Genomic DNA, 14,687 nt, shown 5'->3' with positions numbered 1-14,687 from the left:
TCGGTCAGCCCTTGCGAAATCAGCGCTCCGACGAAATGATGGCACTAAGACATCACTGGTGATGTCTTAGTCCGGTAACCCAGCCCTTTGGTGCAACATGCTTTCCTTTGTCCTCGATCGACCTGGCCCCCATGACGCGCAACTTCTTGCCGAGGTCGATCGCACCATCGCGTCGCGCTTTCGCAGCCTGCGTTTCAGCACCGAGCTGGAGCGTCGTTACGAGGCCGAAACGCTTGAGCAACGCCGCCAGTTTCTGTCCGCCGTGGGCATTGGCGGCATCCTCATCTACAACCTGTTCATGGTCAGCGACTGGCTGAGCCTGAACGATATGTTTACCTACGTGGCGCTGGGCCGTGTCTGCCTGATGACGCCGATCTTTATGATTCTGCTGGTCATCGCGCGGCGTGCCAGCACCCGGCGCATCGTGGAAGCGACGGCAGCCATCGGCACCGTGACGTGTTCGGTGATGCCGCTGATTGCGATGATCTACAGCGAAAGTCCGTTCCGCCTGCACTATCAACTGGGGATGCTGCTGATCATGGTGTATTGCACGGTGATCCAGCAGGTGCCGGTGCGCTGCGCAGCGGTGGCCATGGCGTGCATGCTGGTCATCCAGCTGGTGACAACCTACCTGGCTGACTTCGCTGACTTCCAGATCTGGCAGGCCAATGCGCTGTTGTTCTTCTCCACCGCGGCGTTGCTGATGATGGCGTCGTGGTTTCTGGAACACGGCAGCCGGTTGAGTTATCTGTTTGCGTTGCGCGGGCAGTTGCTGCGAGCGCAACTGGTGGAACTGGCGCGCATCGATTCACTGACGCAATTGTTCAACCGGCGCTTTCAGGGCGAGGTGCTGGCCTCGTTGTGGAGCCGCGCGGCGCAGACGCCCATGAACGTCGCGGTGATCCTGCTGGACATCGATCACTTCAAATCCTACAACGATAATTATGGGCATATGCAGGGCGATACCTGCCTGCGGCTGCTCAGTGGCGTGATTCAGCGCACTGCGCAGAAAGCCAACGCCCTGACCTTCCGCTTCGGCGGCGAGGAAATCCTGGTGCTCATGACCCACGCCCACCCGGCCCAGGCCAGGGCGCTGGCGGAAAACCTGCGCTCGGCGGTCGCCGCGCTGAACGTGCCACACCCGGTGCTGGGCGATGGCGCCAGAGTCACCATCAGCCTCGGCGTCGCCATCGCCAGCGCACCGCAGACCAGCGCCGAAGTGCTCATCGCCATGGCCGACAAGGCCCTCTATGTCGCCAAGGGTGAAGGCCGCGACTGCCTGCGTTGCGCCCCGGCGGAAGTGGCCTAACGAGCTCTACCAATCGACCGCGTTCCCTTCAATCGACCGCGATCCCCCTGAATGACCGCCAACCCCCTGAATGACCGCGAGCCCCGTGTAGGACCGGCTTTAGCCGGGAATGCGTCAGATGCCACACCGCAAAATTGATGGTGTACACGCAGGCCTCTTCCCGGCTAAAGCCGGTCCTACCAATTGACCTGCATTCCTACCCAACGATACCCATCGTTCGCAGCAACCCCCCGCCCCTCAAGTGCCAAAAAAGCACAGCCCCCAAAACGTCAATTAGGTGACGCATAAAACCACCCAAATGTGCCGGCCGTCACAAAACGACGGTTTCCCGACATACGGCGACAACTTTTCCGTTCAGTTAGGTCATACCTGCTGCAGTGCCGATTGGAAATTGGCACGCAGCGTGACCTCAGCCTGTGACCGGAGATAAGTACATGATTTATAACGTCCAAAATTTTGGCGCCAAAGGAGATGGCGTCTCTGACGACACCGCGGCCATCCAACAAGCGATTGATGCAGCGGCGGCGGCTGGCGGAGGACAAGTCTATGTACCCCCCGGGACCTACATCGTGTCGGGCGGTGAGGAACCGTCTGACGGCTGCCTCATGCTCAAGAGCAACGTCTACATGTACGGCGACGGCATGGGCGTCTCGAACATCAAGGTCGCGGACGGCTCCGACACGAAAATCACCGGCGTTATCCGCTCCGCCTACGGCGAAGAAACCCACGACTTCGGGCTGAGCAACCTCACCATCGACGGCAACCGCGACAACACCACCGGCAAGATCGATGGCTGGTTCAACGGTTTCATTCCCGGCAAGGAAGGCTACGACTCCAACGTCACCCTCGACGGCGTGGAGATCAAGGACTGTTCCGGTTACGGCTTCGACCCCCACGAACAGACCGTGAACATGGTCATCAAGAACAGCGTGTCCCATGGCAACGGTCTGGACGGCTTCGTCGCTGACTTCCTGAGCGACAGCACCTTCGAAAACAACATCGCCTACGACAACGATCGTCACGGCTTCAACGTGGTCACCAGCAGCCACGATTTCACCCTCAGCAACAACGTCGCCTATGGCAACGGCGGTGGCGGCATCGTCGTGCAGCGCGGCAGCGAGAACATCCCTTCGCCGAACAACATCACCATCACCGGCGGTGAGGTCTATAACAACGGTGCCGAAGGCGTGCTGATCAAGCTCTCCAGCGAAGTCACCATGACCGGCGTCGACATCCACGACAACGCCAGCGCCGGCGTGCGCATCTACGGCAGCAGCAACGTCGACGTGATCAACAACACCTTGAGCAACAACTCGCTGGGCGGCGGCGTACCGGAAATCATCATTCAGTCCTACGACGACAGCAACGGCGTTTCCGGCAAGTATTTCAACGGCAGCGACAACACCGTTCAGGGCAACACCATCACCGGCAGCGCGCTGTCCACCTATGGCGTGGCCGAGCGCAACGAAGACGGCACCGACCGCAACGCTATCATCGGCAACACCATCAGCCACACCACCAAGGGCGACACCCTGCTGTACGGCGATGGCAGCTACGTCAGCGCGACCGTGCCCGTTGTGGCCGTGCAAGGCACCGACGGCAACGACACCCTGCTGGGCAGCGACGCCAACGAGATCTTCTACGCCGGCGCAGGCAATGACACCGTCAACGGCGGTGGCGGCAGCGACATCCTCATCGGCGGTGCCGGGGTCGACAAGCTCACCGGCGGCGCAGGCGCGGACATCTTCCGCTTCACCAGCGAATCCGACAGCTACCGCACCGCGACCACCAGCTTCGACGACACCATCACCGACTTCGATCCGACCCAGGACAAGATCGACCTCGCCGGCCTGGGATTCACCGGGCTGGGCAATGGCCGTGGCGGCACCCTGCAGGTGAGTTACAGCGCCAGCAACGACCGCACCTACATCAAGGACTACGACGCCGACGCCAGTGGCAATCGCTTCGAACTGATCCTGGCCGGCAACCTGGTCAGCGCGCTGACCGCCGACAACTTCATCTTCAATCGCACCCTCACCGGCACCGAGGCCAACGATTCGCTGCAGGGCACTGACGGGGCCGACACACTGTTGGGCCTCGCCGGCAATGACAGCCTGGCGGGCGGCGGCGGTGACGATCGTCTCGACGGCGGCGCCGGGCAAGACACCCTCAGTGGTGGCGCCGGTGCTGACACCTTCGTGTTCTCCAGCCGCACCGACAGCTACCGCAACTACAACGCCGGCGGCGCGAATCTGGGCGACGTAATCACTGATTTCGACGTTACCGCCGACAAGATCGACCTCTCCAAGCTGGGCTTCACGGGCCTTGCCGACGGCATGAACAACACCGTGTACGCGGTGCTCAACGACGCCGGCGACAAGACCTACATCAAATCGCTGAACGCCGACGCCGAAGGCAACCGCTTCGAAGTCGCGCTGGTGGGCAACTACCTCGACAAACTGACCAGCGCCAACTTCGTGTTCGCCACCGCACCGACGGTGAATCAGGCACCCGTGGTGGCCAACCCGCTGCTGGATCAGAACGCCACCGAGAACACGCCGTTCAGCTACGTCGTGCCGGGCACCAGCTTCACCGATCCGGACAACGACAACCTCAGCTACACCGCCACCCTGGCCGACGGCACCGCCCTGCCCGCCTGGCTGACCTTCGACGCCGTGACCCGCACCTTCAGCGGCACGCCGGGCAACACCGCGTCGGGCACCTACGCGATCAAGATCACCGCGAGCGACGCCAGCAACGCCACGGTCAGCGACAGCTTCACCCTCGCCGTGCAGGACGTGCCAGTCACGCCGGGCGAGATTAACGGCACGCCGGGCAACGACACGCTGACCGGCACCACCGGCAACGATCAGCTCTTCGGCGGCGCGGGCAACGACACCCTGAATGGTGGCGACGGCAACGACGTGCTCATCGGTGGCGCCGGTGCCGACAAACTCACCGGCGGCGCGGGCGCGGACGTGTTCCGCTTCACGTCGACCCAGGACAGCTACCGCACGGCGACCACCAGCGCCAGTGACCAGATCCTCGATTTCGATGCCGCCGCCGATAAGATCGACGTCTCGGCCCTGGGCTACAGCGGCCTGGGCAACGGCCTCAACGGCACGCTGCAGGTGTCCTACAACGCCAGCACCAACCGCACCTACGTGAAAGACAACGTCGCGGACGCCAGCGGCAACCGTTTCGAACTGTCCCTGGCGGGTAATCTGGCCGGCAGCCTTAACGCCAGTCACTTTGTCTTCGCCAGCCAGAACGTGCCCGTCAACGTGGCGCCGGTGGTGGTGATTCCGCTGCTGGACCAGAACGCGACGGAGAACTCGCCGTTCACCTACGCGGTCACCAGCAACAGCTTCTCCGACGGCAACAACGACACGCTGACCTACACCGCGACCCTGGCCGATGGCAGCGCCCTCCCGGACTGGCTCAGCTTCGACAGCACCCGCCTGACCTTCAGCGGCACGCCCACCAGCACTGCCTCAGGCAACTACACCCTGCTGATCAAGGCGACTGATCCGTCGGGCGCGTCCGTCAGTGACAGCTTTGCCCTCGCCGTGGCCGATGCGCCGGCCAGCACCATCACCGGCACCGACAATGGCGAAGCGATCGCCGGCACCGCAGGCGCCGACCTGATCCTCGGGCTGGGCGGCAACGACACCATTCGCGCCGGCGCAGGACCGGACATCATCGACGGCGGTGCAGGTCGCGACTCGCTGTACGGCGGCGACGGTGCCGACACCTTCCGCTACACCAGCGTCCAGGACAGCTACCGCGACTACAATACCGGCGGCGTCACCGCCACCGACACGGTCTACGATTTCACCCACGGCGTGGACAAGATCGACGTTTCCGCCCTGGGCTTCCTCGGCCTGGGCGACGGCAGCAACGGCACGCTGTACCTGAGCCTGAACGCTGCCGGCGACAAGACCTACATCAAGTCCAGCGTCCCTGACGCCGACGGTCACCGCTTCGAGATCGCCTTGAGCGGCAACTACGTGAACACCCTCACGGCGGACGATTTCGTGTTCGGCTCCCGGGCCGACCAGGACATCCTGTTCCTGCCGACCCTGGGCCAGTCCAACGCACGTCTGCTGCGCATGACCGAAGACGACAGCCAGTCCGGCACCACCATGCTGGTCGACGGCCTGAGCAAGTACACCACCTACGACGTGCGCAGCCAGTTCAACGACGCCGACGGCAATGGCATCGATATCGCGGTGGGCGGCAGCACCGTCAACGGCATGTCGACCCTCAGCGCCGACGAACTGAAACTGTGCTGGTGGCTGACCGACACCGACCAGCCGGGCCCTGCTTTGTTGCGCGCCGTGGCCCTGTTGAACGACCAGCTCACCGAGCTGAAAGCGGTCGACAACGTGACCATGGGCATCATCTGGGGCCAGGGCGAAGAAGCAGCGCAGGAAATCGCCCGCGCCTCGGACAAAGAGGCCGCCGCGGCGGCGTACAAGGCCGCCACTTTGTCGGTGTTCGATTACCTGCACGCGCAGTTCGGCAACTTCAACGTCTACATGATGGAAACCGGCCACTACGACCAGGACGCGGCCCGCGCCCGCGGTTTCTCGGAAGAGAAGATCGCCGGCATCGTCGAGGGCGTCGGCTATGTCCGCGCCACCCAGGAAGCGATTGCCGCCCAGCGTGACGACGTGAAGATTGCGGTGGACTACACCGACCTGCCCCTGCGCCACGAGGTCGACCCGCTGGTCTATCCCGATGACGTTTGGCACTTGCACGAAGAGTCTGCCGAGATCGTCGGTCAGCGTCTGGCCGACTACATCGCCGACGACCTGGGCTTCAAAGGCGACCCGAGCGACAACAACAGCGTGCAGGCCATCTTCGACGGCGCGCAGAACGAAGGCGGCCTGATCTTCGGCACCGACCAGGACGACACCTTGGTGGGCTCGGCCGGCAATGACACGCTGGACGGCGACCTTGGCGCCGACAGCATGACGGGCGGCGACGGCAATGACATTTACATCGTCGACAACGCCTTCGACAGCATCACCGAAAGCAGCGACTCGCCGTCGCAGATCGACACCGTGCAGGCGTCGGTCAGCTGGACCCTCGGCGCGAATCTGGAAAACCTGGTGCTCACCGGCGTTTCGGCCATCGACGGCAACGGCAACGAGCTGCGCAACTTCATCACCGGCAACGCGGCAGCCAACGTGATCGACGGCGCAGGCGGTGCCGACAGCATGAGCGGCGGCAACGGCAACGACACGTACTACGTCGACGACAGCGGCGACAGCGTGATCGAAAGCAACGCCGATCGCGTCTCCGGCGGCGTCGACAGTGTGCACAGCACCCTGGCGACGTTCACCTTGGGCAATAACGTCGAAAACCTGTACATCGACAGCATTGACGCGGCGAACGGCATCGGTAACGCCCTGGACAACGTGCTGTTCGCCGGCAGCGGCGATAACGTGCTGGACGGGCGCGGCGGCAACGACACGGTGTCCTACTACGGCGCGCAGGCCGGCATCACCGCCACCCTGTCGACCTCGGCGCAGCAGAACACCGGCGGCTCAGGCCTCGACACGCTGAAGAGCGTCGAAAACCTGATCGGCAGCGCCTTCGACGACAACCTGACCGGCAACAGCGGCGCCAACGTGCTCAACGGCGGTGCCGGCAACGACACGCTGATCGGCGGCTCGGGCAATGACCGTTTGATCGGCGGCGCTGGCACTGACACGCTCACCGGCGGCACCGGGTCGGACACCTACGTGTTCGACTCCATCGCCGACATGGGCGTCGGGGCGTTGCGCGACGTGATCAATGGCTTCAAGAGCGCCGAAGGCGACCTGCTCGATTTCAGCGCCCTGGACGCCAATCCGCAGACCCCGGGGATCGACGCGTTTACTTTCATCGGCAGCAACGCCTTTGACAGCAACGACGCGACCGGGCAAATCCGCTTTGCTGACGGGATTCTCTACGGCAGCATCAACGCCGACGCGACCCCGGATTTCGAAATCCAGCTGGTCGGTGTCAAGGAACTGCACGTCACTGACCTCGTTGCCTGATTGATCGCGTAACACAAAAACGGCCTCCGCAATGGAGGCCGTTTTTTTTATGGATCGCTCACCTACCGGCTCCTTCCCGGCTGAAGCCGGTCCCACTAAAAGCATCGCGTGCATGCGATGTGACTGACTGAGCCCCGGACAGCGTGACCGCATATTCCTCGTAGGACTGGCTTTAGCCGGGAAGACGTCAAGTGCCTCACCGCAAGATCCGCTGCGTACTCAATGGCCTATTCCCGGCTGAAGCCGCTCCCACTAAAAGCAGACGGTTACAACGATCCATTTTAGGCATCAGCGGCAGACGCAAACCCCGTTGGAGCCGGCTTTTTGTCGTCGCTGCCCTCCCGGCGGTCGAGTCACGCTGTACGATTTTCAGGCCACGCGGCGTCGATTGAATCGAAATATGCGCCATTCATCTCCGACAGCTGTCGATCATCGACTGCCCTGCAACTCGATGGAATTTTCGCGAACTGCCTCCCTCTGACCTACATATCAAGAAAAGTCAGCAGGCTAACCATGACCTCTTTACAGCTACTGTCCGAGCGTTCTGCCACGGCGCACCTATCCAACGGCGCCCACCATTCGCTGTACGCCCGCCTGCTGCGCGGACAGGTGGACAGCGAGCGGGACAACGTTCGCGACTTCCTCCAGGAGCACCTGGAGAAAGCGAATACGCTGCCGTCAAACCTGCCTGCTGACCTCAACGATCTGTCGGCATGGGTGGCCAGTAACAGCCATTCCGTGGCCGAGCAGTATTGCGTCTATCTCGAGGAACGCCGCGCCGGCGGGCCCAGGAAGTTCTTCACCAACAAAGCTCACGCACTGTTCTTTCTGCAAAGTGTTGCGCCGAGCAAGCTGGTAGATGGCGCCTGGCTGTACGGCACGGTGAAGCACGCCAACGACTGGCGCTATCACGGCCTTATCCGCACCTACCTTGAAGAGCTGGGCGACGGCGAGCCTGCGCTGAATCACGTCGTGCTGTACCGCAATTTGCTCACCGAACACGATTGCGCGCCCATCGCGCCACTGGACGATGCGCTCTATCTGCAAGGCGCCATTCAACTGGGGCTCGGCCATTTGAGCGACGAATTCCTGCCGGAAGTGTTGGGCTATAACCTGGGCTACGAACAACTGCCGCTGCACCTGCTGATTACTGCCTTCGAGCTGAGTGAACTGGGCATCGACCCGTATTACTTCACCTTGCACGTGACCATCGACAACGCCAGCTCCGGCCACGCCCATAAGGCGGTGCAGGCCGTGCTGGATCTGTTGCCGAACGACGACAGCAAGGATGAGTTCCTCCAGCGTCTGCGCGCAGGCTACCTGCTCAACGATCTGGGCATTGGTTCGACCGACATCGTCCGCGCCTTCGATCTGGAAGAAGAAGTGGTCTCGATGCTGGAGACCAAAAGCACCTTCGGCCAGCACATGCATTCCGATTACTGCCGCCTTGAAGGCCGGACCATCAACGACTGGCTCGCCACCCCTGGCCAGAGTCGCCAGCTGTTGAGTGCGCTGGAGGACCGTGGCTGGATCAAGCGCAATCAAGACCCGCAGGACAGCCGCTTCTGGCAACTGATCGACGGTCCCGGCGCCGTGATGTTCGGTGTGTTCAGCGGCTATGAGATGCAGCTACTGAAAGACTGGATCGCCGGTGACTGGCAGGCCTCCGAGCGGAGCAATCCGTTTCGCGCGCGCTTTCGCCGTCGCCCGGTGGCCGCGGCCGACATCAGCCAGCCGCGCAATACCCCGTCTCTGCCGCTCGAGCGACTGGTCCAGCTGATCGCCCCCGATTCCCATTCAACGCCTGAAGGTCTGGCGGCCACTCGAATCTATGCTCGCCAGTTGGCGCAAGGAAGCCTGACGCAATGAACCAGCAGACACTGCTTGAACCGAACCTTGATCAGCCCGCGCCGGACATGCTGGAAATGACCGACGCAAGCCACGACCTCGCGCTGCTCCAACTGGGACAGCGTCTGCAGGACGGCGGCTATCGTTTCACCACGGTCACGCCGCTGACCCATCAACGGGTTAACGCCCGTGATCAGAACCGCAAGGCCCGCAGCCTGCGCGACGTCTTCGGCTGGAGCCGCCCGTTCGAAAGCGGGTTGCTGGACGAAGCCGAACTCGAAGCACTGCTTGCCGCGGGTGTGCTGCGGGCCCATGCCGGCATGTGGGTCAGTGAAGTGCGTTGGTCGAGCCTTGATGACCTGCTGTTCGTCCACTCCGCCTTCCCCACCGTGGCTCACGATTCGGTGTTCTTCGGCCCCGACACCTATCGCTTTGCCCAGGCCATTGAAGAACACCTGCGCACCTCGACCCATCCGATTCGTACCGCCGTCGACATCGGCTGTGGCAGTGGCGTCGGCGCGATCCTCATCGGCCGTGCCCGACGGGATGCGAGTGTGCTGGCGGTTGACATTAACCCCACTGCCCTGCGGTTCACTGCCGTCAACGCGTCGCTGGCCCAGGCCGACAACGTGGTCGCCTACCACAGCGACATCCTGGCTGGCACCATCGGGGAGTTCGACTTGATCGTCGCCAACCCGCCGTACATGAAGGACACCCAGGAACGCGCTTACCGCCACGGTGGCGAACAACTGGGCTCCGAGCTGTCCGTGCGCATCCTGGCGCAAGCCATTGAGCGACTGGCGCCGGGCGGCAGCGTATTGCTGTACACCGGCGCGCCCTCGGTCGACGGCGTTGATCTGTTCCTCGAACAGGCGCGCGCACTCGTTGATCGTCCTGATCTCGCCTGGTCCTATCGCGAGATGGACCCTGACGTGTTCGGTGAAGAGCTGGAAACCGACACGTACCAGGACGCTGACCGCATCGCTGCCGTGGTGCTGACGGTCACGCGGATTCAGTGAAATACCCAACGACGCCGGACGGTCGCTATTTCGTCGTCAAGGGCCAACTGTGGCGCTGCAGCAACCCGGCCCTCGGCGAAGAAGAGCGCCAGCAGTGGGTCAATGCGCTGATGAAGGCGCGGCAGGCCGTCAAAGCCGCCAAACGGGCCGATGACGCTACCGCGCTCCAGGGGGCTCGCGCTTCGGTCAATGCGGCGAAGATTGCACTGGGCGAGCGCGGTCCGGTCTGGTGGTCGGACGGTGCGGCGGACTTCAATCGCTTCAAGGCTGTGAATACGCCTTATCGGAACTGGTTTGAATCGCTCTGACACAGAGTTGCGGACGGTTTAAGGCGTTCCACAGGCGACCTGACAGCAGCTGGTTATGAAATTCTCTGAACGATTAATGTGATCAGTGCGTCGGATTAGTTGCTGGCACTCAAGCCACGTCAAGGACAGAAGAGGAACTTCACTATGGCAAATCTTATTCAGACTTCCGCACTCGCACTGTTGATGGCTATCGGTAGCCAAGGCGCTTTTGCAGCCCAAGACAACGACGACTTCGTGGAAGATGCATCCGCCAAAGGTGTGGCAGAAGTTGAAGCCGGTAAACTCGCGCTGGAGAAAGGCACTTCCGCTGATGTGAAAGCCTTCGCGGAAATGATGGTCAAAGATCACACGGCCGCCAATACCAAATTGAAAGGCATTGCGGACACCAAGAAGCTGGAAGTGTCTGATAACGCCATGCTCATGGACAAAGCCAAAGCGATGATTCTTGAGCTGCGCAGTTCGAAGTCGTTTGATCAGGCGTATGCGAACAACCAGGTTGTCGCCCATGAACAAACCATCGAGCTGTTCAAGAAAGAAGCCGCTGAAGGCAAAGACGCTGATCTGAAAGCGTTCGCGACCGCTACGTTGCCGAAGCTGGAAGAGCACCTGACCCACGCCAAGGCCTTGGCCAAAGCACATGGCGGTGACGCTGCTAAATAGTTCGGAGGACGCCTGTCACGGGCTGATTCGAATCTTTAGTTGAAGGAGGCAGGGTTTAGACACCCTGCCTTTTTCATGTCTGTCAGTGTGTGATCAAGCAATCCGCGCCTGCCCCCCTATAACGTGAGGCCCGACATGAGCAATGCGACCCGCAATCAAATGGCTGTTGTCCTCAATCAACTGGACGAACTTCGCGGCAGCGTTAACGAACTGTTCCGGCTTGAACTGGCCGAAGTCACCGAGCTGACCGGCCACCAGACGGTGGACGATAAACAGAGCATCGCCCAATGCTTTGCTACGCTGGAAGCGTCTATCGTGGACATGGAACAGACCCTGGCGATGCTGGCGGAAGCGACGGAGCAGCGTGGGGCTGTATAGCGCGTCTACGCTCTATGCCAGGCCGTCGATTTTGCAGTGTCTTGGCCGACGCCTTCCCGGCTAAAGCCAGTCCCACTATCGGGCCGCGCTGCACCCGTAGGACCGGCTTCAGCCGGGAATTGGCCCGTTCAGGCGCGGATATTGTACGGTGTGCCAGTTGACGCCTTCCCGGCTAAAACCAGTCCCACTGTTGAGCCGCGCTGCACACGTAGGACTGGCTTCAGCCGGGAATTGGCCCGTTCAGGCCCCCCCCCATTGTTGCGGGTGTCAGGAGAGGATCGAACCGATACCGGAACTCCGCCCGCGCCGCGAACTCTGCGTTTAACAGACACAGGCTGCAGGCTGAGGGATTTCCATGAGTGCCGGACTGGAAGAATACAACCGCAAGCGCGATTTCGACGCGACGCCCGAGCCGTCAGGCAGCGCGAAGAAAAAACGCGCTTCGAGCAAAAAAGCAGCCCATGCCCTGCAGTTCTGCATCCAGAAGCATGACGCCTCCCGCCTGCATTACGACTTCCGCCTCGAAATCGATGGCACGCTGAAAAGCTGGGCCGTGCCCAAGGGCCCCTCGCTGGACCCGGCAGCCAAGCGCCTGGCGGTGCACGTTGAAGATCACCCGGTCGAATACGCCACCTTCGAGGGCAGCATCCCCGAAGGGCATTACGGTGCCGGCGACGTCATCGTCTGGGACCGCGGCGTGTGGACACCCCTCACCGACCCTGCCGAGGCCTACGCCAAGGGCAAACTCAAATTTGAACTGCAGGGCGAGAAGCTCGGCGGCGTGTGGAACCTGGTCAAGACGCACATTCCCGGCAAGCAGGAGCAGTGGTTCCTGATCAAGCACCAGGACGAATTTGCCCGCCCGGAAAGCGATTACGACGTGGTCAGGGAACTGCCCGACAGCGTGCTCAGCGAGCGCACCCTGATCCCTAAAAAACGCGGGAGCAAAACGGCGGCAACGTCAAGGTCGCCAGCGCCCAAGCCTGTCAAGCCCAAAGCGGTAGAGAAAGTCCCCGCCCCCCGGAAGAAATCCGCCAAGGCGCAACTGGTCGGCGCCGAACCTGGTGATATCCCGGATCTCATCAAGCCCGAACTGGCGACGCTGGTGGAGTCCGCGCCGGAGGGCGACTGGCGCTACGAGATCAAGTTCGATGGCTACCGGGTCATGGCGCGAGTCGCCGAGGGCAACGTGCAGCTGTTCACCCGCAATGGCCATGACTGGACGCACAAACTGCCGCACCAGGCCGACGCCATCGCCGGACTGGGCCTTGAATCGGCCTGGCTCGACGGCGAGATGGTCGTCGCCAACGACGAAGGCGTGCCCGACTTCCAGGCCTTGCAGAACGCCTTCGAGGCCGGTCGCAGCGGCAAGATTATTTATTACCTGTTCGACATGCCCTTTCTCAACGGCATGGACCTGCGCGAAGTGCCGCTGGAACAGCGTCGCGCCGCGCTGTCCAAGGTGCTCGAACGGACCGACGACGAGGTGCTCAGGTATTCCGAAGACTTCGCCGAAGTGCCGGAAGTCCTGCTCAACAGCGCCTGCCAGATGAAAATGGAAGGCCTGATCGGCAAGCGCGCCGGCAGCCCTTACCTGTCGCGCCGCAGCGGTGACTGGATCAAGCTCAAGTGCAAGCGCCGCCAGGAATTCGTCGTCGTGGGCTACACCGATCCCAAGGGCGCGCGCAGCAAATTCGGCGCATTGCTCTTGGGTTTGCACGATGCCGACAGTGGCGAACTGAGGTACGCCGGCAAGGTCGGAACCGGTTTCAATGAAGCGACATTGGGCACGATCTACGACCAACTGGCGCCGCTCCACGGCAAGAAGGCTGCGGTGGTCAATCCGCCCACCGGCTTTGAAGCCAAGGGCGTGCACTGGCTCAAACCAGTGCTGCTGGCCGAAGTGGCGTTTGCCGAGATCACCAAAGACGGATCGGTCCGGCACGCTGTTTTCCAAGGCCTGCGCACCGACAAGCCTGCGGAGTCGATCACCGAGGAGCTACCGGCGCCAGCGCCTTCAACCGATCAAACGTCGAAACCCGGGCAGGCGTCAGACGTGCCAGAAGCGCGGTCGGAAGACACGCCAAAACCTGCGACCCCGCGTAAGCGTGCGAAGGCATCCAAGCCTGTCAACGCCGAAGAAGGTCCGCGTGAGTCCGACGCCGCTGACACCCGAACAGGCAAGATTCGCCTGACCCACCCCGAGCGAGTGATCGATCCCACCAGCGGCGCGACCAAGCGCGACCTCGCCGATTACTACATCCGCATTTCCGAATGGCTGCTGCCGCAACTGTCTCAACGCCCTGTGGCGCTGGTGCGGGCACCGGAGGGCATCGGCGGCGAGCTGTTCTTTCAGAAAAACGCCGACCGCCTTGCCATCCCCGGCATCGAGACCATGGGCAAGGAATACACCGGCCATCCGGTGATGCTGATCAACAACATCGAAGCACTGATCGGTGCGGTGCAGATGAGTGCCATGGAGCTGCACACGTGGAACGCCGTCGCCAATAACCTTGAGCGGCCGGACCGTTTCATACTCGACCTCGACCCCGATCCCGCGCTGCCCTGGAAAACCATGGTGGAAGCCACGCAACTGACCCTCGCTGTGCTGGATGAACTGGGGCTCAAATCGTTCCTGAAAACCAGCGGCGGCAAGGGGATTCATGTGGTCGTGCCGCTGACGCCGAAAGCGGACTGGGACGCCGTGAAGGATTTCAGTCATGCCATCGTCAAGCACATCGCCAGGCTGCTGCCGGAGCGGTTTTCGGCGGTGGCCGGGCCGAAGAACCGCATTGGCAAGATCTTCATCGACTACCTGCGCAACGGCCTCGGCGCCACCACGATTTGCGCGTACTCGGTGCGCACCCGGGAGGGCCTGCCGGTGTCGGTGCCGATATATCGCGAAGAACTGCTGGAGATCAAAGGCGCCAACGCCTGGGACATCAACACCGTCCACGAACGTCTCGCCGAACTGGACAGCGACCCGTGGGCGGACCTGGGCAAAACACGCCAGACCATCACCCCCGACATGCGCAAGCGGGTCGGGCTTAAATAACCCATCCGCGACGCAGGCTTCCTGTAGAACCGCGATGACGTAGTAAGACCGGCTTTAGCC

The 14,687-nt window shown here is 62.1% G+C and carries 8 protein-coding genes; all 8 read left to right on the top strand.

The features are described 5' to 3' along the window. Positions 1 to 97: 97 nt before the first annotated feature. The 8 genes from BBI10_RS12360 to ligD all read left to right on the top strand — a co-directional run bounded on the left by BBI10_RS12360 (position 98) and on the right by ligD (position 14,627). Entirely contained in the window at positions 98 to 1,309 is a 1,212-nt protein-coding gene (locus tag BBI10_RS12360) for a GGDEF domain-containing protein (protein WP_065988804.1), read from the top strand. Between the two features lie 434 nt (positions 1,310 to 1,743). After that, positions 1,744 to 7,359, top strand: coding sequence for a putative Ig domain-containing protein (locus BBI10_RS12355; protein ID WP_065988803.1), 5,616 nt, complete (start codon positions 1,744 to 1,746; stop codon positions 7,357 to 7,359). A 513-nt stretch (positions 7,360 to 7,872) separates the two neighbouring features. Further along, positions 7,873 to 9,228, top strand: coding sequence for an iron-containing redox enzyme family protein (locus tag BBI10_RS12350; RefSeq protein WP_065988802.1), 1,356 nt, complete (start codon positions 7,873 to 7,875; stop codon positions 9,226 to 9,228). 47 nt (positions 9,229 to 9,275) lie between these two features. Further along, on the top strand, positions 9,276 to 10,226 hold the full coding sequence (locus tag BBI10_RS12345; RefSeq protein WP_065989062.1) for a methyltransferase: 951 nt from the start codon (positions 9,276 to 9,278) through the stop codon (positions 10,224 to 10,226). Further along, positions 10,223 to 10,534, top strand: coding sequence for a hypothetical protein (locus BBI10_RS12340; protein ID WP_065988801.1), 312 nt, complete (start codon positions 10,223 to 10,225; stop codon positions 10,532 to 10,534). Before BBI10_RS12345 ends, BBI10_RS12340 begins: the two co-directional genes overlap by 4 nt. Positions 10,535 to 10,678: 144 nt before the next feature. Beyond that, complete coding sequence (locus tag BBI10_RS12335; protein ID WP_065988800.1) at positions 10,679 to 11,194, top strand: DUF4142 domain-containing protein; 516 nt, start codon at positions 10,679 to 10,681, stop codon at positions 11,192 to 11,194. Between the two features lie 135 nt (positions 11,195 to 11,329). After that, on the top strand, positions 11,330 to 11,572 hold the full coding sequence (locus BBI10_RS12330) for a hypothetical protein (RefSeq protein WP_065988799.1): 243 nt from the start codon (positions 11,330 to 11,332) through the stop codon (positions 11,570 to 11,572). A gap of 355 nt (positions 11,573 to 11,927) precedes the next feature. Then, positions 11,928 to 14,627, top strand: a complete 2,700-nt coding sequence (gene ligD / locus BBI10_RS12325; RefSeq protein ID WP_065988798.1) for a DNA ligase D — start codon at positions 11,928 to 11,930, stop codon at positions 14,625 to 14,627. Positions 14,628 to 14,687 lie beyond the last annotated feature (60 nt).

This window comes from Pseudomonas graminis, from assembly GCF_001705435.1.
In the GTDB taxonomy this organism is placed as follows: Bacteria; Pseudomonadota; Gammaproteobacteria; order Pseudomonadales; family Pseudomonadaceae; genus Aquipseudomonas; species Aquipseudomonas graminis_B.
This window is presented reverse-complemented; position numbering and strand designations above follow the sequence as displayed.

What these genes read in the sequence shown, in the direction of transcription:
- BBI10_RS12360 (WP_065988804.1), top strand. Translation starts at nt 98, where the DNA reads ATGCTTTCCTTTGTCCTCGATCGACCTGGCCCCCATGACGCGCAACTT.
- BBI10_RS12355 (WP_065988803.1), top strand. Translation starts at nt 1,744, where the DNA reads ATGATTTATAACGTCCAAAATTTTGGCGCCAAAGGAGATGGCGTCTCT.
- BBI10_RS12350 (WP_065988802.1), top strand. Translation starts at nt 7,873, where the DNA reads ATGACCTCTTTACAGCTACTGTCCGAGCGTTCTGCCACGGCGCACCTA.
- BBI10_RS12345 (WP_065989062.1), top strand. Translation starts at nt 9,276, where the DNA reads ATGCTGGAAATGACCGACGCAAGCCACGACCTCGCGCTGCTCCAACTG.
- BBI10_RS12335 (WP_065988800.1), top strand. Translation starts at nt 10,679, where the DNA reads ATGGCAAATCTTATTCAGACTTCCGCACTCGCACTGTTGATGGCTATC.
- BBI10_RS12330 (WP_065988799.1), top strand. Translation starts at nt 11,330, where the DNA reads ATGAGCAATGCGACCCGCAATCAAATGGCTGTTGTCCTCAATCAACTG.
- ligD (WP_065988798.1), top strand. Translation starts at nt 11,928, where the DNA reads ATGAGTGCCGGACTGGAAGAATACAACCGCAAGCGCGATTTCGACGCG.